Origin of the sequence: uncultured Tepidimonas sp. (assembly GCF_938045175.1) — a bacterium.
GTDB lineage: Bacteria > Pseudomonadota > Gammaproteobacteria > Burkholderiales > Burkholderiaceae_C > Tepidimonas.
Genome location: NZ_CALIND010000029.1, coordinates 1 through 17,783, shown reverse-complemented (window position 1 = coordinate 17,783; position 17,783 = coordinate 1). Strand labels below are relative to the sequence as shown.

20 protein-coding genes are annotated in these 17,783 nt (G+C 67.6%); 16 read left to right on the top strand and 4 right to left on the bottom strand.

Features of this window, described 5'->3' with window-relative positions:
- From Q0716_RS01455 to Q0716_RS01440, 4 genes are all read left to right on the top strand, one after another.
- On the top strand, window positions 1-1,451 hold a 1,451-nt coding region (locus Q0716_RS01455), incomplete at its 5' end, for an FHIPEP family type III secretion protein (protein ID WP_299018880.1).
- Window positions 1,448-2,995, top strand: a complete 1,548-nt coding sequence (gene flhF, locus Q0716_RS01450; RefSeq protein WP_299018878.1) for a flagellar biosynthesis protein FlhF — start codon at window positions 1,448-1,450, stop codon at window positions 2,993-2,995. The genes Q0716_RS01455 and flhF, both read left to right, overlap by 4 nt.
- Window positions 2,988-3,626 (top strand): hypothetical protein, encoded by a 639-nt coding sequence (locus Q0716_RS01445; RefSeq protein WP_299018876.1) that lies wholly within the window; start codon window positions 2,988-2,990, stop codon window positions 3,624-3,626. The genes flhF and Q0716_RS01445 overlap by 8 nt, the downstream gene beginning before the upstream one ends.
- A gap of 50 nt (window positions 3,627-3,676) precedes the next feature.
- On the top strand, window positions 3,677-4,396 hold the full coding sequence (locus tag Q0716_RS01440; protein ID WP_058615667.1) for an RNA polymerase sigma factor FliA: 720 nt from the start codon (window positions 3,677-3,679) through the stop codon (window positions 4,394-4,396).
- A 40-nt stretch (window positions 4,397-4,436) separates the two neighbouring features.
- On the opposite strand, the gene Q0716_RS01435 is transcribed toward Q0716_RS01440, so the two are convergent.
- From Q0716_RS01435 to flgA, 3 genes are all read right to left on the bottom strand, one after another.
- Window positions 4,437-4,826 carry a hypothetical protein gene (locus Q0716_RS01435; protein WP_299018872.1) on the bottom strand — a complete coding sequence of 130 codons (390 nt, stop codon included), beginning with the start codon at window positions 4,824-4,826 and terminating at the stop codon, window positions 4,437-4,439.
- A complete protein-coding gene (gene flgM, locus Q0716_RS01430; protein WP_299018869.1) occupies window positions 4,826-5,164 on the bottom strand; it encodes a flagellar biosynthesis anti-sigma factor FlgM in 339 nt (112 codons plus the stop codon). Before flgM ends, Q0716_RS01435 begins: the two co-directional genes overlap by 1 nt.
- 93 nt (window positions 5,165-5,257) lie before the next feature.
- Window positions 5,258-6,025 (bottom strand): flagellar basal body P-ring formation chaperone FlgA, encoded by a 768-nt coding sequence (gene flgA, locus Q0716_RS01425; RefSeq protein WP_299018867.1) that lies wholly within the window; start codon window positions 6,023-6,025, stop codon window positions 5,258-5,260.
- A 165-nt stretch (window positions 6,026-6,190) separates the two neighbouring features.
- On the opposite strand from flgA, the gene flgB reads away from it, so the two are divergent.
- The 12 genes from flgB to Q0716_RS01365 are packed head-to-tail and all read left to right on the top strand — an operon-like array spanning window position 6,191 to window position 17,352.
- Window positions 6,191-6,640, top strand: coding sequence for a flagellar basal body rod protein FlgB (gene flgB, locus Q0716_RS01420; protein ID WP_058615671.1), 450 nt, complete (start codon window positions 6,191-6,193; stop codon window positions 6,638-6,640).
- A gap of 12 nt (window positions 6,641-6,652) precedes the next feature.
- Window positions 6,653-7,057, top strand: a complete 405-nt coding sequence (gene flgC, locus Q0716_RS01415) for a flagellar basal body rod protein FlgC (protein ID WP_058615672.1) — start codon at window positions 6,653-6,655, stop codon at window positions 7,055-7,057.
- Between the two features lie 21 nt (window positions 7,058-7,078).
- Window positions 7,079-7,732 (top strand): flagellar hook capping FlgD N-terminal domain-containing protein, encoded by a 654-nt coding sequence (locus Q0716_RS01410; protein ID WP_299018858.1) that lies wholly within the window; start codon window positions 7,079-7,081, stop codon window positions 7,730-7,732.
- A 39-nt stretch (window positions 7,733-7,771) separates the two neighbouring features.
- On the top strand, window positions 7,772-9,040 hold the full coding sequence (gene flgE / locus Q0716_RS01405) for a flagellar hook protein FlgE (protein WP_299018856.1): 1,269 nt from the start codon (window positions 7,772-7,774) through the stop codon (window positions 9,038-9,040).
- Between the two features lie 30 nt (window positions 9,041-9,070).
- The gene (flgF, locus tag Q0716_RS01400; protein ID WP_299018854.1) at window positions 9,071-9,814 is read left to right on the top strand and encodes a flagellar basal-body rod protein FlgF; all 744 of its coding nucleotides are present in this window, start codon (window positions 9,071-9,073) and stop codon (window positions 9,812-9,814) included.
- Between the two features lie 12 nt (window positions 9,815-9,826).
- Window positions 9,827-10,609 (top strand): flagellar basal-body rod protein FlgG, encoded by a 783-nt coding sequence (gene flgG, locus Q0716_RS01395; protein ID WP_058615675.1) that lies wholly within the window; start codon window positions 9,827-9,829, stop codon window positions 10,607-10,609.
- 28 nt (window positions 10,610-10,637) lie between these two features.
- Window positions 10,638-11,333, top strand: a complete 696-nt coding sequence (locus Q0716_RS01390) for a flagellar basal body L-ring protein FlgH (protein ID WP_201022714.1) — start codon at window positions 10,638-10,640, stop codon at window positions 11,331-11,333.
- Window positions 11,334-11,368: 35 nt separating this feature from the next.
- On the top strand, window positions 11,369-12,493 hold the full coding sequence (locus Q0716_RS01385; RefSeq protein WP_058615677.1) for a flagellar basal body P-ring protein FlgI: 1,125 nt from the start codon (window positions 11,369-11,371) through the stop codon (window positions 12,491-12,493).
- 1 nt (window position 12,494) lies between these two features.
- The gene (flgJ, locus tag Q0716_RS01380) at window positions 12,495-13,406 is read left to right on the top strand and encodes a flagellar assembly peptidoglycan hydrolase FlgJ (RefSeq protein ID WP_299018852.1); all 912 of its coding nucleotides are present in this window, start codon (window positions 12,495-12,497) and stop codon (window positions 13,404-13,406) included.
- Window positions 13,407-13,419: 13 nt separating this feature from the next.
- Complete coding sequence (gene flgK / locus Q0716_RS01375) at window positions 13,420-15,102, top strand: flagellar hook-associated protein FlgK (protein ID WP_299018851.1); 1,683 nt, start codon at window positions 13,420-13,422, stop codon at window positions 15,100-15,102.
- Window positions 15,103-15,118: 16 nt separating this feature from the next.
- The gene (gene flgL, locus Q0716_RS01370) at window positions 15,119-16,096 is read left to right on the top strand and encodes a flagellar hook-associated protein FlgL (protein WP_299018850.1); all 978 of its coding nucleotides are present in this window, start codon (window positions 15,119-15,121) and stop codon (window positions 16,094-16,096) included.
- Between the two features lie 44 nt (window positions 16,097-16,140).
- A complete protein-coding gene (locus tag Q0716_RS01365) occupies window positions 16,141-17,352 on the top strand; it encodes an HDOD domain-containing protein (protein ID WP_058615681.1) in 1,212 nt (403 codons plus the stop codon).
- Window positions 17,353-17,383: 31 nt separating this feature from the next.
- Here Q0716_RS01365 and Q0716_RS01360 read toward each other — a convergent pair.
- The coding region (locus Q0716_RS01360) for a PD-(D/E)XK nuclease domain-containing protein (protein ID WP_299018849.1) at window positions 17,384-17,783 on the bottom strand (400 nt) is incomplete at its 5' end.

The window sequence follows — 17,783 nt, the reverse complement described above, 5'->3', positions numbered from 1 at the left end:
TGATCCTGCTCATCAACATCGTCGGTGGCTTTGCCATCGGCATGCTGCAGCACGACCTGTCGCTGCAGCAGGCGGCGCACACCTACATCACGCTGTCGGTCGGCGACGCGCTGGTGGCACAGGTGCCGGGTCTGCTCATTTCCGTGGCAGCAGCCATGGTGGTCTCGCGCGTGGGCAAGGAAGAGGATCTGGGCGAGCAGATCGTGACCCAGCTCTTCGACTCGCCCAAGGTGCTGGGCGTGACGGCCGGGGTCCTGGGGTTGCTGGGCATCGTGCCCGGTATGCCCAACGGCGTGTTCCTCTTCTTTGCCACGGTGATCGGTGCGGTGGCTTACTGGCTGGCACGCCAACGCCGCCAGCCCTCGCCGCAGGAGCTGGCGGCCCAGCAGGCCGCGCAAGCGCCAGCCGAGACCGAGGCCACCTGGGACGACTTGCAGCCCGTGGATCTGTTGGGGCTGGAGCTGGGCTACCGGCTGATCGCCCTGGTGGACCGCAACCGGCGGGGCGACTTGCTGACCCGTATCAAGGGGGTACGCAAAAAATTCGCGCAAGAGGTGGGCTTTTTGCCACCACCGGTGCACGTGCGCGACAACCTGGAGCTCAAGCCGAGCGGCTACCGCATCACGCTGCGCGGCGTGGTGGTGGGTGAAGGCGAGGTGTTTCCGGGCCAGTATCTGGCGATCAATCCAGGGCACATCCGCACACCGCTCATCGGCCAGGCCACCAGCGACCCCGCATTTGGCCTGCCGGCCACCTGGATCGACGAGCGTCAGCGTGAAAGCGCGCAAATGGCGGGCTACACCGTGGTTGATGCCGAGACCGTGTTGGCCACGCATTTGTCACACTTGATGCAGGTCCACGCCGCCAAGCTGCTCAGCCGCACCGAGGTACAGGAACTGGTCGAGCACGTGCGCAAGCTGGCGCCCAAACTGATCGAAGAAGTGATTCCGGCCATGGTGCCCATCGGCGTGTTCCAGAAAGTGCTGCAGTTACTGTTGGAGGAAGGCGTGCACATCCGCGATATCCGTACCATCGTCGAGACGCTGGCCGAGCACGCCGGCCAGACGCAAGACCCGATCGAGCTCACGCGGCGGGTGCGCCAGGCGCTGTCGCCGGCCATCGTGCAGCAGATCTATGGCCCGGTGCAGGAGCTGGAAGTCATTGCCATCGAGCCGGGCCTGGAGCGCCTGTTGACCCAGGCGCTCGGCGGGCAAGGTATGAGCGCGCTCGACCCTGGCATCGCCGACATGCTCACGCAGTCGGCCGCCAAGGTGGCGGCGCGGCAAGAGGAAAGCGGCGTGCCCGCCGTGCTGCTGGTGCCCGACGCCATCCGGCAGGCCATCGCCCGGCTGCTCAAGCGCGCCGCCCCCCGGCTGCAGGTGTTGGCCCACAGCGAAATCCCTGATACCCACACCATTCGCATCGGCCCGATCATTGGAGAGCCCGCATGAACGCGCAACGATTCGTCGCCCCCAACTCGCGCGAGGCCATGGCGCTGGCGCGCGCCGCTTTTGGCGATCACGCCGTGATCCTGTCGAGCCGATCCACCGACGCTGGTTTCGAGGTCGTGGCAACCTCGGAGGAGCAGCTCTCCGCCATCGCCGCGCAGGTGGCTACGCCGGCGGCGCAGGCGAGCCGTGCCACGTTACCGGAGACACCGACGCCACGCTCGGCACGCGCCACACTCGGCCTGCAACAGCGGGCGGCAGCGCAGCTGCCCCCGGTGTCGCCTGACAGCACGGTGGCCCAAGACAGCGAGACGCTGGCCATGAGCACGCTGTCGTTCCAGGAATATGTGCGCGAGCGCATGTTGCGCAAACGGCGCGAGGCGTTGCAGGGCCGTGCGCCCGAGTCGGCGGGCGCCGCGCGGCCCGCCGTGCCTCCGCGGGCGGCGCCCGCCCCCACCGCGGCGCGCGCGCCCGCAGCGCCGGCGCCGCGCGACGACGACGCGATGGTGCTGCCCTTTGGCCGCAGTGCGCCCGCTGCGTCCGCGCCACAGGCGGCGGCCACGCCGCGCCGCGTGCCCGCCGATGACGCGGCCCGCGCCAGCCGGCTCGAGGCACAGCTGGCCGCCATGCAGGCCATGATGGAGGAGCGCTTCCAGACCCTGGCATGGCTGGGGCAGTCGCGCCTCAATCCGATCCAGTCGCCATTGATGCTCAAGTTCATCCGGGCCGGATATTCGCCCACGGTGGCACGTGCCGTTCTCGAGCGCCTGCCGGCCCACTTGGGCGCGGCGGATGCCTGGCGTTGGACGCTGGAAGTGTTGGCGCGCAATCTGCGCGTCGCGCGCGAGCCAGGGCACTTGTGCGACGAGGGTGGCGTCTTTGCGCTCATTGGCTCGACTGGGGTGGGCAAGACCACCACGGCCGCCAAACTGGCCGCGCAATGCGTCAAGGCCTATGGCGCCAATAGCGTGGGCCTGATCTCGCTCGACACCTACCGCGTCGCCGGTTACGAGCAGCTGCGCGCCTACGGACGCATGCTGGGCGTGGTGGCCCACCAGGCCCACGACCGGGCCGCGCTGCAAGACTTGCTGGAGCTGTTGGCCAACAAACGCATGGTCATCATCGACACCGCAGGCCTGGGGCAAAAAGACCCGCGCATCCAGGACATGATGGCGCTGTTGCAAGCACCGCAGATTCGCAAGCTGCTGGTGGTCAACGCCGGCAGCCACGGTGACACGCTCGACGATGTCTTTCAGGCCTACCGTGACACGCCCTTGCATGGCGTGATCCTGTCCAAGGTCGACGAGGCCGCCAAGCTGGGGCCAGCGGTGGACGCGCTCATCCGGCACCAAGCCGTGCTGCGCGGGCTGACCACCGGCCAGCGTGTACCCGAGGACTGGCAACGGCCCGACGCCGCCGCGCTGGTGCGTCTGTCGATGGGGGGGCGGGGCAAGTCGGCGTTCGACCCCACCAGCGCCGAATTGCCGTTTTTCTTCACCGATCCGGTGCAGTCGGGCTGGCAGCCCGAGGGGGCCGCCCATGCTTGAGCCGATCCGCGACCAAGCGGCAGGCTTGCTGGCGTGGCACCTGCAGCCACCGACGCGCGTGCTGGCCGTGCTCGCGGCCGCCCGCGGCTCGGCGTCGTTGGAGCTGCTGTGGAGGCTGCACCAGGGGTGTCAGGCGTTGGGCATGCCGTGCGCCGTGGTCGAGGGCGAACCCGGCCACTGGCCGGAGGACCTGCCGAGCGGCGGCGCGTGGCTGTGGCACGCGCCAGCCAACGAGGTGTTGCGCTGGTGGCCCACCGATGGTGGGCGGCCATTGGTGGCGTTGACGGCCGAGCCGGCGGCGCTCGTGGCGGCCTACCAGGATCTCAAGCGCCTGCACGGCATGGGCCTGCGACCTGTGGTGATCGCCTTACCTGAGCCCAGCGACCATCCGGTGCCCGACGTCGCGAGGGGTGGCGAGGCGCCCGCGCCAGGGCCGCTGTCGGCAGCCCTGTCGGCGCTGCGCCGCACCTGCGACAGCCACCTGGGCGTCGCTCCGACGGTCTGGGCGCTGGGGTATGATGCGCGGGGATCGGTCACACCCGAAACCCAGGCCGTGTTGGGCAGAATCCTGGATGCGGCTTGGGTGTTGGAAGCACCGGCTTTTGCGGGGGAGCAACGGCGGCCATGCTGACGTCCAGTCCGGTGTCGATACCGCGGCCGATCCGACCGCCGGAGTTTTCGATGTACACGCCCAAGGGCACGCTCGACCGAGACGCGCAGTTGCGCCAGTATGCGCCGCTGGTGCACCGGCTGGCGCACCTGATGATTGCACGTCTGCCCGCCAGCGTCGAGCTCGACGATTTGATCCAGGTTGGCATGATCGGGCTGACCGAGGCGCTGGCGCGCTATGAGCCGTCGATGGGGGTGCAGTTCGAAACCTTCGCCAGCCAGCGCATCCGCGGGGCCATGCTCGACGAGCTGCGCGATGCCGATTGGATGTCGCGCGGCTCACGCAAACTGCAAAAGGACATCGAGGGCGCGATCCACCGGCTGGAGCAGCGCCTGCAGCGCGCCCCTCGCGAGTCCGAGATCGCGCAAGAGCTGGGCATGTCGCTCGCGGAGTACCACGAAACCCTGTCGCGCATGCGGGGCACGCAGCTGGTCTATCTGGAAGACCTGGGTTCGCGCAGCGAAGACGACGACGGGTTTCTGGATCGCCACTTGCCCGACGATGCCGACCGCAGCCCCGAGGCCATTTTGGCGGACCAGCGCATGCGCGCCGCCTTGGTCGAGGCGATCGGCAAGCTGCCCGAGCGCGAGCAGTACGTCATGAGCATGTACTACGAGCACGACATGAATCTCAAGGAGATCGCGGCCGTGCTAGGCGTCACCGAGTCTCGCGTGAGCCAGCTGCATTCACAGGCGATCGCGCGCTTGCGAGCGCGTCTGCGCGAGCACTGAAACCCGTCCCACCGACGGGGCAAGCGCAGACACCCCGTATTCAGCCGTAGCCGCCGCGCCCCGTGGTCGGGCGTGAGCGCCCGAGCTGGGAGTACGCCTGCAGCGCATCCTGCGGCAGCAACTGCGCCAGTGCCATGCGGGTGCTACCCGACAGGCGCGCTTGCAATTCCTGCAATTGCTGCAGCCGGCTGCCGATGTCCTCCAGCAGCCGGGCGGCCTCGGGCGCGGCCGCTTGGCCCGGGGCGCTGCGGCCCCACGCGTCGCGCACGGCCACGAACGCTTGCGCCAGCGCCGCGCACGCGGCCACCCACTGATCGGTGTCCACTTCACCCGCCGCATGGCGCGACGCCAACTGCAGCACATGGCCGAGTTGTTCGTGCGCCTCGCGCAACAGGGTCAGGGGGTCACCGCAGCGGGTGGTCATGTGCATCAAGCGGAGCGGCGCGGGCCCGCTGCCGCCACGCCCAGCAGCTCGCGCGCGCTGCCCAGCAGTTTGTCGGCGATGACCTCGGCGTTGACCGAGAAACTGCCATTCTGGATGGCCGTCCGCATGGCCTCGACTTTGGCGGCATCGAAGCTGTCCGTTCCCGAGCGCGCGATGCCATTCGTCATGGCCTGCGTGACGGGCGAAAACTTGACCGTGGCGCTGACCGCTTCGGCGGGGGAAGCAGGCGCGCCGCGTGCGGACGAACTCACCCCCTCCCCGGTGCGCTGCGTCACCGGAGTCGGCAAACCGAACTTGGATTGAGGCGAGTTGTTGACTTTCATGGCACTCTCCGCTCCCCGGGTAGAGGGGACGCTCGAGAGCTTTATCGGCGGGACGAGCCCGGACTTTACCCCTTTTTCGAGATTTTGTGTGGATTAGAGGGTCAGTACCACCGTTTGGGCATCAAGCACCGTGCCCACCAGGATGCGGCGGTTGGGCAGGCGCACCCGCACGGGCTCGCCGATACGGCCGTGGCCCAGCGCCTCGCCGGTGGCCATCACCACGAAGCCGGGCCCCTCCAGGCGCAGACGCACGGTGCTGCCGGGCTCGAAAACCTGCGGTGCACGCACCACACCGGTGCGCAACACTTGCCCTGCTCCCAGTCCACGCACGGCCTGCAAGCCCTGCCAATCCTGCGGGCGCACCAAGACGGCCTCGCGATACGCGGTCCAGTCAACCTCGGCAGCTTCGGCGTGTTCAGGGCCCAGCGTCTCGCCGGGCGCCACCGGGCGCCGCAGCACCCAGCCGGGACCCCAAACGCGCACATAAATCGGTAAAAAGACGTTCCACGGCGTGGGGCCTTCGGCGCAGCGCAGCCCGATGCGGCTGCGCCCCCACAGGCGGGTACCAGCAGGCAAGTAGGGCTCCACGCGCCGGCACGGGGCCAGTTGCAGGCGCGGGTCGAGCGTGCCCACTTCGATCTCGGCGCGCAGGGGCAAATCCGCCGTCGCACCCTGGAGCTGCTGTGCGACTTCGCCGTCGAGCCAGCGCCCCATCTGTTCACGCCAAGGGCTCGATCCGACCGGCGCCGACGCCTCGCCCGCCCAACCTGGGGCGGTGGCCAGCCACAGGGCGGCCGCGGCTGCCACGCACAGCCACGCCCGCACAGCGTGTCGCCAGCCAAGGGGGAGTGGGGTTGCCATATTCACCCCTGCACTGTAGGCGCAGCGCGTGGCGGGCAAAACCCGGAAATGCCAGCCGCGCCCTCGCCTTATCGGCGCTTTGCTTGCCCTCAAGTTTTTGACAATGCAGGCAACGAGGCGGTCTGCGGACCGCGCACCACCATCCGACGACGGGTAGAGGCCGATATGTTCAACCGATGGACCGAGCGCATGGACTTGCTGGGGCAAGCCCTGCAGCTGCGCGCGTACCGGCAGCAGGTCATCGCCAGCAACATCGCCAATGCCGAGACCCCCGGCTACGTGGCGCGCGACTTCGACTTTCGCACTGCGCTGCTGCAGGCCCAGGCACGCGAGCGCGGTGCCACCCTATCGACGGCCAGTGCAGCGGTGCCGTCGGCGTTGCAGGGGCTGGCGGGCAGCGATCCGCGTCACTTGCGCACCGCTGCCGCGGCCGGCGTCACTGACGCCGCGCGCCCCGCCTACACCGTGCGCACCCAGCCGTCGCTGGACCAAAACACGGTCGATCTGGACCAGCAGCGCGCCAACTTCGTGGACAACGCCGTGCAGTACGAGACGACGCTGCGGTTCATCAACGGCCACGTCAAGACGATGCTGGCGGCCATCCAAGGGCAATGACGGGGGATCGCCATGTCGATGTTTCGCATTTTCGACGTCTCGGGCAGCGCCATCAGCGCGCAGGCGCAGCGCCTCAATACGGTGGCGTCCAACCTGGCCAATGCGGATGCGGTCGCGGGCCCGGACGGCCAGGCGTACAAGGCGCGGCAAGTCGTGTTTCAAACGGTGCCGATGGGCGAACCGGCGTCTGCCGGCGTCAAGGTGCGCACCATCGTCGAGAGCGATGCGCCCAACCGGCGCGTCTTCAACCCACACCACCCCAGCGCCGACGCGCAAGGCTATGTCACCTACTCCAACGTCAACCCGGTGGAGGAAATGGTGCACATGATCGCCACGGCGCGCTCGTATCAGAATAACGTCGAGGTCATGAACACGGCCAAGACGCTGTTGCTCAAGACCCTGCAGATGGGCCAGTGATGCCCGCGTGAGGTGACCGCCATGTTCATGACCCCCTTGAGCTCGAGCGCGATCGACGCCTACAACGCGCGCGGCGGCGCGCAGGCCGACTCGATGGACCCGAAGGCCGCGCAGGAGCGCTTCCTCAAGTTGTTCGTCGCGCAGCTCAACAACCAAGACCCGCTCAACCCGCTGGACAACGCGCAGATGACCACCCAAATGGCGCAGATCAACCAGGTGGTCGGTCTGCAGCAGGTCAACGAAACCCTCAAAGGGCTGGCGGCGCAGTTCAACATGGTCGGCTCCATCCAGGGCGCGCAACTGGTGGGCCGTCAGGTGGCCAGCGAGGGCAACGGCCTGGTCGTCAGCGACGGGGTGGCACGCGGCGCCTTCACGCTGTCCGGCCCGGCCGACAACGTCACCGTCGAGATCCTGGGCGCGGCGGGCGAGGTACTGGGCACCTCCGCCCTCGGGGGGCGCAGCGCGGGGCTGCAGACCTTCGAGTGGCCCCTGGGCGACGTGGAGGTCGACCGGGTACGCAGCCTGCGCGTGGTCGCCACCCAAGGTGGCCAGGCGGTGTCGGCCACCCCGCTGGCGCTGCACCGCGTGCAGTCGGTCGGTCTGGTCGAGGGCAACCTGCGCCTGCGTACCGATGGCGGGACGCTGGGCTACGACCAAATCCTTGCCTTCCTTTGAATCGCCGTTTTTTCTTTCGATTACCCGCAGGAGCACACCATGAGCTTTGGCACCGGACTCTCAGGCCTGAACGCTGCCAGCAAAAACCTCGACGTCATCGGCCACAACATCGCCAACGCCAATACCACGGGCATGAAGGCCGGGCGCGCCGAGTTCGCCGAGATGTACGCCGCCTCGCTGGGTGCGGCGGGCGGCAGCAACGGCGGGATCGGCGTGAGCGTGGCCACCGTCGCCCAGATGTTCACGCAGGGCAATATCAAGATCACCGGCAACAACCTGGACATGGCGATCAATGGCGAGGGGTTTTTCTCGGTCGAGCTGACCGATGGCTCGATCGCCTACACCCGCAATGGCGAGTTCAAGCTCGACCGCGACGGCAACATCATCACCAACAACGGCGCCAAGTTGCTGGGTTATGCCACCGACACGACCGGTCGGCCCACTTCCGTCGAGCCCGTGCCGCTCAATCTGCCCACCGGGAAGAATATCGACCCCAAGGAATCGACCGAGCTCAAGCTCACCATGAACCTGGACGCGCGGGCCGAGGTCGATACGGTCGGCGCGCCGCTGACGCCCGAGAACAAGCAGTACGGCACTTCCCTCAATCTGTACGACACACTGGGTAATGCGGTTCCGGTGCAGATCTACTTCATCAAGACTGCGGCCAATGCATGGGACGCCGTGTCGGTCTACCAGCCGGTCGATCCGCCTGGTCCGGCCGTCGAAACCAATCTCGGAACGATCAACTTCAATCCGACGACTGGGCGTCCCAACCTACCGCTTTCGCTGACGAATATCCAGGTGGCTACCGATGCCATCGCCCCCGGCTTGCCGGCGGACGATATCGATGTCGCGTTGAATTTCGGCGATCCGGCCAACCCCGCGCTGGCCACCGTCACCCAGTTTGGCTCCAAATTCGCCGTCTATGAGGTGTCCCAGGACGGCTACCCTTCGGGTGAGCTGACGTCGATCGCCGTCGGAGAGGACGGCGTGATCACGGCCCGCTACTCCAACGGGGTCAGTCAGGCCAACGGGCAAGTCATGCTGACCCGGTTTCGCAATGTGCAGGGGTTGCAGCCGATCAATGGCGGCTACTGGCAAAAAACGCAGGCGTCCGGAGACCCCATCATTGGCCAGCCGTTGTCGGGCCGATTTGGCCTGATCCGTTCCGGCGCGCTCGAAGAATCCAACGTCGACCTGACGCAGGAGCTCGTGAATATGATCGTCGCGCAGCGCCACTACCAGGCCAACGCGCAGACCATCAAAACACAGGACCAGGTGCAGCAAACGCTGGTCAACTTGCGTTGATCAGTGCCCGAAACCCGCGGAGCGTGAATCATGGACCGCATTCTCTACACTGCCGCGTCCGGGGCCAAGGCCGCCATGCACCGGCACCAGGTCATCGCGCACAACCTGGCCAACGTCACCACGACCGGGTTTCGGGCCGAGCTGTCCACCTTTCGTGCCGTGCCGCTGCGCGGCGAGGGCGCCACGACGCGCGTGCACGCGCTGGAGGCTACCGCCGGGTATTTGGACAAGCCGGGCGCGATGCAGCACACCGGGCGGCCGTTGGACGTGGCGGCGGAAGGCAACGCCTTCTTTGCCATCCAGGCGCTGGATGGCACTGAAGCCTACACCCGCGCCGGCGCGCTGCAAGTCAATGCCCAAGGCACGCTGGTTGGCTTCAACGGCTTACCCATGCTGGACGCGGGCGGTGCGCCGATCCAGGTGCCACCGGGTGCCCAGGTCGGCATCGGGCGCGACGGCACGGTCAGCGCCAAGGTGGGCAACGAAGCCCCGCAGGTGATCGGCCGCCTCAAGCTGGTGACGCCGCCCGAGGGGCAGCGCTTGGTGCGGGGCAATGACGGGCTGTTTCGCGCCCCTGATGGGCAGCCGCTGCCGGCCGACGACGCGGCCCAGCTCGCCGACGGCATGTTGGAGGGCTCCAACGTGGACCCGATCGCGGCGATGGTGGACATGATCGCCGCCACCCGCCAGTACGAGCTGCAGATGCGCATGCTGCAAAACGCCGAGAAGAATGACCAGACCGCCGCCCAGTTGCTGGGGTTGCAGGGCGGCTAACGGAGAACCGACATGATCAATTCGCTGCAGATCGCCAAGACCGGCATGACGGCCCAGCAGACCCAGCTCGACGTCATCTCGCACAACCTGGCCAACGTCGCCACCGCCGGCTTCAAGCGCGGCACCGCGCTGTTCGAGGACCTGATCTACCAAAACCTGCGTCAGGTAGGCGGCAATACCGCCGACAACGCCCAGCTGCCCACCGGCCTGCACATCGGTCTGGGCGTGCGCACCGTCGCCACCGCCCGTACCTACAGCCAGGGCAACCTGCAGCAGACCGACAACAACCTGGACGTCGCCATCAACGGCAACGGTTTTTTCCGGATTCAGTTGCCCGACGGCAGCGTGGCCTACACGCGCGATGGCAGCTTCAAGCTCAACAACCAGGGGCAAATCGTCACCAACCAGGGCTACCTGCTGGTGGACTCGCCCACCGTGCCCGAAAACGCTCGCTCGCTGACCATCGGCAAGGACGGCCAAATTACCGTGTTGGTGCCGGGGCAGGCCCAGCCGCAGGTCATCGGGCAGATCACGCTGGCCAACTTCATCAATCCCGCCGGGCTGGAGCCCATGGGGCAAAACCTGTTCATGGAATCCCAGGCGTCGGGGGCTCCCAACGAGGGCACGCCGGGTGCCGAGGGCTTCGGGCAGGTGATGCAGGGGTTTTTGGAGAGCTCCAACGTCAACGTGGTGCAGGAGCTGGTCAACATGATCCAGACGCAGCGCGCCTACGAGCTTAACTCCAAGGCCGTGACTACCTCCGACCAAATGTTGCAGCGGCTCACGCAGCTGTGATGTCGGGCCTCTGTGCAGGAGCATGATCATGATCGCGCGCTACGGATCGAGCTTCGTATCGGTACTGGCGGCCTGGACGCTGGGCGGCTGTGCCGCCCTGTCGCAAATCCCAGATGTCGACTTGGCCAAACCGCCCGAGGATGGCATTCGCTACCCACGCGTGGCCGCCGATCCGGCGCAGCCGCCCAGCGGGTCGCTGTACGCCACGCAGGCCTATCGCCCCGGATTCGAAGACCACCGCGCGCGCCTGCCTGGCGACGTTGTGACGATCCAGATCACCGAGTCGCTCTCGGCCAGCCAGAGTGCCAAGACCGACGTCAAGCGCGACAGCGGCCTGAGCGCGGGCGTGAGCGCGTTTCCATTTCTGGGGGCATCCACACTGGCAGACTTGAACGCCGGTGCGAAGTCCAGCAACACCTTCAAGGGCGACGGCAAGACGGAGGCGGTCAATACCTTCCGCGGCACCATCACCGCCGTCGTCACCGAGGTACTACCCAACGGACACCTGGTCGTTATCGGCGAGAAGCAGATCGGCGTCAACCAGGCGGTGGACGTGCTGCAGTTCAGCGGGACGGTGGACCCGCGCGCCATCCAGCCCGGCAACGTGGTGCCTTCGACCCAGGTGGCCAACGTGCGCGTGCTCTCGCGCGGGCGGGGCGCGCCGGCCGATGCGCAGACATTTGGCTGGTTGGCGCGCTTCTTTTTGACGCTTTTGCCGTTCTAAAGTTTTTCGACAATCGGTTCACGAGGTGACGAGCGATGAACCGATGGACCCGACTCTTGCGCACCGCCGCCGTGGCGACAGGCCTGGCGGTGGCGGCGCTCACGGTCAGTGCCCAGGCCAGCGGCCGCATCAAGGACGTGGCCAGCGTGCAGGGCGTGCGCAGCAATCAGCTCGTGGGCTATGGCCTGGTCGTGGGGCTGGACGGCACGGGCGACGGCAACAACGTCTATACCGCGCGCAGCCTGTCCAACTTCATGCAGCAAATGGGCATCAGCCTGCCGCCGGGCACCACGGTGCAGCCGAAAAACGTGGCCGCGGTGCTGGTGACGGCTGAATTGCCCGCGTTTGCCCGGCCAGGGCAGACGATCGATGTCACCGTGTCGTCGGTGGGCAGCGCCAAATCGCTGCGCGGCGGCACGCTGATCCAGACCCCGCTGCGCGGCGCCGACGGCCAAGTCTATGCCCTGGCGCAGGGCAATCTGGTGATCGCCGGGGCGGGTGCCTCGGCTGGCGGCAGCAGCGTTACCGTCAACCACCTCAACGCCGGACGCATCCCCAATGGCGCGCTGGTGGAGCGCACCGTGCCCACGCCGCTGTTGCTAGGCGACGCGGTGACGCTGAGCATCCGCTCCGACGATTTTCAGACTGCTACACGGGTGGCAGCGGCCATCAACCGCGCCATCGGCGACGGCACGGCGCAAGCGCTGGACGGGCGCACGGTACAGGTGCGCGCCCCGCGTGACCCCAACGAGCGCGTGGCGTTTTTGGCCAGCCTGGAGGACTTGCCCATCGAGACCAGCGCGCCGCGCGCGCGCGTGGTGTTCAACCCGCGCACCGGTTCGGTGGTCCTCAATCAAGCGGTCAAACTGTCGCCAGCCGCCATTGCGCACGGCAATCTGTCCATCACCATCACGTCCACGCCGCAGGTCAGCCAGCCGCCGCCGTTTGCCCCGCCGGGCGCGCAGACGGTGGTGACCGAGAAGGCCGACATCCAAGTCCAGCAAGAAGGCGGCAAGTTGCTAGAAGTAGAGGCCTCGGCGCAACTGGCGGACGTGGTGCGCGCGCTCAACAAACTGGGCGCCAACCCGCAGGACTTGCTGGCTATCCTGCAAGCGCTCAAGGCCGCCGGCGCCTTACAGGCTGAGTTGGAGGTGCTCTGATATGGCGCTGCAACCCTTGTCCCCGACGGCTGTGCCCGCGAGCGCGGCGCGCGGGCTGGCGGTCGATGCGCAGGCACTCGACGGTCTGCGCCACGCGGCGGGCCGCGATCCGCAGGCGGCGCTCAAAGAGACCGCTCGTCAGTTCGAGGCGCTGTTCATGCGCGAGCTGCTCAAATCCATGCGCGAAGCGACGATGAAAAGCGGTCTGGTGGACAACGAGGGCACGGAAATGGGTACCGAGCTGCTCGACGAGCAGTTGGCGCTGAAAATGACGGGCCTGCCCGGGGGCTTGAGCGAGATGATCGAGCGCCAGCTGCGTCAGCAGATGAGTGCGGGGCGCGATTCCAGCCCGCGCGGCGCCGCGGCGCAGGCACCTGCCGTTTCCTCCTCCGCAGCGGCCGACGTTGACGGGGTCGCAGGGGCGGTGCCGCGCCCCACGCCGACTCAGGCCGCGTTCGTTGCCCGCCACCGCGAGGCGGCCCTGCAAGTGGCGCGCGATACGGGCATCCCGGCGGCGTTCATGATCGGGCAGGCGGCGCACGAAACAGGTTGGGGGCGCAGCGAAATCCGCATGGCCGACGGACGCAACGCGCACAACCTGTTTGGCATCAAGGCTGGCCCCGGCTGGCAGGGCAAGGTGGCGGAGGTCACCACCACCGAATACATCGACGGCCAGCCGCGTAAGTTGGTGCAGCGCTTTCGCGCCTACGACAGCTACGCCGAGGCGTTCCGTGACTACGCGCGCCTGATCAGCCAAAGTCCGCGCTATCAGGCGGTCATGCGCAACCTGCATTCGGCGCAAGCGTTTGCGCAGCATTTGCAGCAGGCCGGCTACGCCACCGACCCGCAGTACGCGGCCAAGCTCAGCCGCGTCATCAACACCACGCTGCACCTGCAGCGCGCCCTGGCCTGATGGGTAAGACGCCATGAGCAGCCTCAACATCGCCACCCGCGCGCTCACCACCAACCAGGCGGTGCTACAGGTCATTGGCCACAACATTGCCAATGCCAACACCGAGGGCTACACACGCCAGCGCGTCGAGCTGCAGGCGGTGGCCGGGCAGTTTCTCGGGGGGGCCTATTTTGGCAAGGGCGTGCAGATCGACAACGTGGTGCGCGAGGGCTACAACGCCTTTTTGACGCGCGAGGCCACCAGCACCAGCAGCATGGCGGCCGCAGACGCGGTACGCTACCGCTACCTGCAGTCGGTCGAAAGCCTTTTTCCGCTGGGCGAAGGCGGGTTGGGCAAACTGCTCAACGATGCGCTCAACGCCTGGGGCGACGTCGCCAGCGCGCCCAATGACACCGCAGCCCGCCAGGTGGTGCTGGACCGCTTCGATGCGCTGACCGCACGGCTGCGTGATACCTCGGCGCGGCTCGACGACATCAGCCAGGGCGCGCGCCTGCAGGCGGTCGAGGAGGCCAATACCGTCAACCGCTTGGCGCAGGCGATCGCCGATATCAACGCCTCGATCGCACGGGTGCGCGGCACGGGCACCGGCCAGCCCAACGATCTGCTGGACCAGCGCGACCGCCTGATCGCCCAGCTGGGCGAAAAAATCCAGGTCACCACGCTCGAAGCCGACGACGGCACGGTGTCGGTGTTCGTGGCGGGCAGCCAGCCCCTGGTGCTGGGCAACCAGGCCGCGCAGCTGCAGGTGGTGCGTGCGGATCTCGACGGCGACCGGCGCGTGCAGTTGCAGTTCAAGCAAGGCAACAGCGTGGCCGACATCCCACAGGCGTTCATCGGGGGTGGCTCGCTCAAGGGGTTGGTGGACTTCATCAACGACGACATCACGCGCACCCAGGCCGAGCTGGGCCGGGTGGCACTGGCGATGGCGGTCGCGCTCAACGAGCAGCACCAAAACGGGCGGGATCTGCAAGGCAACTTGGGCACGCCACTGCTGTTGGGATCGGGGCCGTTCAGCGGCGTGGGCGCGGTCACCAACAGCGGCAGCGCGACCGTCACCGCCACCGTGGCCAACGTCAACGATGCCGGGGCGTTACGGCCCGACGACTACTGGTTGACGTTCGTCAGCGCCACCACCGTGACCATCCAGCGCTCCAGCGACGGCCACTACTGGGACGGCACGGGTTGGGTGCCCAGTGCAGCGAGTGCTGTCCCGGTCGGCCCCGGCGTGTTCGAAGGCTTGACGCTGACCCTTTCGGGCGGTACGGTGGGCGACCGCTACGCGCTGCGGCCAGCAGCCACGGCGCTGGGCACCATTGCGCTTGCCATCGACGATCCGGTCAAACTCGCCGCGGCGTCCAACCCGCCCGTGGGCAATGTCCAATTCGACGGCAGCAACGCCCGAGCCATCATGAAGCTGCGCGATAAACTGTTGTTCGACGGTGTTACGCCCTTGTCCGACGGCTATGTCGCGGCGTTTTCTCGGGTGGCCTCGCGGGTCAACCAGGCCAAGACGTCGAGTGAATTTTCGCAGGCGCAGGCGCGCGACGCCGAGCAGCGCCGCGCCAACGAGGCCGGCGTCAACCTGGACGAGGAGGCCGCTCGGCTGCTGCAATTCCAGCAGGCCTATCAGGCCAGCGCCAAATACTTGCAGACGGTGCAGTCTATCTTCGACACGCTGCTGAGCACCTTCCGCTAAAAACCGGGGTCCCATCATGAGCACGTTTCGTGTTGCCACCGCCTATAGCTACGACAACACCATCGCGCGCCTGCAACGGCGCCAGGCGGAACTGGCCGAGCAGCAGGACAAGCTCTCGTCGGGCAAGCGGGTGCGCACCATCAGCGACGATCCGGCGGCTGCGGCGCTGGCCGAGCGCGAGCAGGCGCGCATGCAGCGTGTGCAGGCCGACCAGCGCGCACTGGAGGCGTCGCGCCGCAGCCTCGAGCTGGCGGAGAGCACCTTGGCCACGGTCACCGACCTGTACCACCGTGCCAAAGAGCTTATCGTGCAGGGCGGCAACGGCGCGCTCAATGCCTCGGACCGGCAGGTGATCGCCGAGGAGCTCGACGGCATCCGCGAGCGTATCTTGGCGCTGGCCAATACCAAAGACACGCTTGGGCGGCCCCTGTTTATGGGGTTGGGCGTCGAGGACCCCCAGACGCGCCCGTTCGAGGCAGTCACCGGCGCGCCGCTGCCACTCTATGGCGCCGACGACCGGGCCGTACGGGCTTATGGCGTAGCGGGGCAAGAGCCACCCACCGAGACGTCGCTGCCCACCGGGCTGGATGGGCGGGTCATCTTTGGCTTTTCCTACGACGGCACCACCTATACCCAAGGTAACGACAGTATTTGGGAAACGCTGGACCGCGCCATCTACGCGCTGCGCAACAATACGCTGACCCCGGGCCAACTGAGCACCGAGCTGGGACAGGCCAATAGCAACTTGGCCACACGGCTCGACGCCGTGATGACCGCCCGGGCGCAGCTGGGCGACTGGCTCAACCGTGCGGACTCCATGAAAGCCGCCATGCGCAGCCGTGAGGACTACCACATCGAACAGGCGTCCGAACTGACGGACTTGGACATGGTGGAAGCCATCTCGCGCTTCCAGACGCAGCAGCTGGGCTACCAGGCTGGGCTGTCCTCCTACGCACAGGTGCAGCGACTGTCCCTGTTCCAGTACCTGGCCTAATGGGCTGACGGGGCTGGCGCGCCTTCGGCTACAGTGGCGGGGTGATGCGCCTGAGTCTGCTCGACCGAGCCGTTTTTACCTACCAACCCATCTGGGGCCGCAGCCGCCAGCTGGTCGGCGTGCGCCTGCACGTGCGGCTGCTGGATGACGAGGTCAACGTCCCGCACCTGCTGCACGCGATCGACGACTGGTGGTCGGCGGGGTCGCCGCGGCTGCTGGTGGCGTTGGCCGAGCCGCGCGCGGTGCGACAGGCGCTGGTGGCGTCGGCGCCCGAGCACCTGTGGATCGAGCTGCCGGATGCCGCCCAGCGCGCCCCTGCCGACTGGCGGCACCTGGAAAGCCAGGCGCGGCGCCTGGGCCACCGGCTGGTGCAGCGCCTGCCGCTGGCGCGCGCCCCACGCCCCACGCCGCTGGGCGAGGACGACAGCCTGCGCTACGTGCTACACCTGTGGCCCGAGCAGGCGTCGCAGGCGCTGGCTGTGGTTCCGGCCCCGACTATCGAGGCCGGCCTGCTGCCGGGGCAGATCTACGAGGGCATCGGTCAAGTCGCGCTGGCCGCGCACTGTCTGGATGCCGCGCACGCTTGGGGTGTGGTGGATTGGCCCATCGCCGACGCGCTGGCGCGCCACCCGCGGGGCTCCATCGGCATCGACAAAGGCACCCTGCTGCGCGTGCAGCAGGCGCTGCTGCGCGACGCCTCCACCGAGCGCGTGCTGGTCCTCATCCACAGCGACGCGGTGCTGACCTATCGCTTGCTGCAACTGCTCAACAGCGACGCGTTCGGCCGTGGCCGTGTGTTGCCGTCCGTGCGCCAGGCCATCGGGCTGTTGGGCGAGCGCCGCTTGCGTGATGCCTTGACGCGCTTGCTGGGGCTGGCCGTCGCCGACACCGAGCTGCTGCCGGCCCGCCACACGCTGGCGCTGCGGGCGCGCCTCATGGGGCAACTGATGGACGCCGGCGCACAACAAACCCTGGCCAACGACGTGCTGCTCACCGGGCTGTTTGCCACGTTGGACCAGTGGTTGCGCGTGCCGATGGCGCAGCTGGCCGAGCGCGTGCCGCTGTCCGATGCCGTGCGCGACGCCTTGGTCGAGGGCGCCGGCCCCTACGCACCCTACCTGTCGCTGGCGCAGCGCCTGGCCGACCCGGCACAGTCCCAGGCACTGCCACTGATCTGCCAAGAGGCGGGTTTTGCGCTCGAAACCGTCAACACCGCGCTGCTGCGTACGCTGGCGCAGGCGCGATCGTGGGGGTGAGTGGGTGGAGCACCAAAGGCCGAGGGGGCGCTCAACCCAAGGTCTCGGCCTCGAACCCCACCACGCGGCGGCTGTCCCGGCTGAACTCGATGCCCACCAAGTGGATGGGGATGGGCACGCCCGCGGCGCGGTATTTGGCAGCGTAGTCTTTGGTTTTCAGTTGCGCGAGCGCCTTGCCTTCCGGTTCGAGCTCGATCACTTTGAACTCGAACAGGTAGATGCGCTCCGGGAGCTTCACCGTCAGGTCGATGCGGCCTTGGCTCGTGACGTCTTCGGCGATCAAATCGAGGCCGAGTGCGGCGATGTGGCTGTAGAAGACGCTGGCCCAGTAGCCCTCGTACTGCGCGATGGGGTTGTTGCGGTACCAGTCGTGCGGGATGGCGGCAAAGAGCGCCTCGACATGGGCCTTGAGGGCCGACACATCGGCCGCG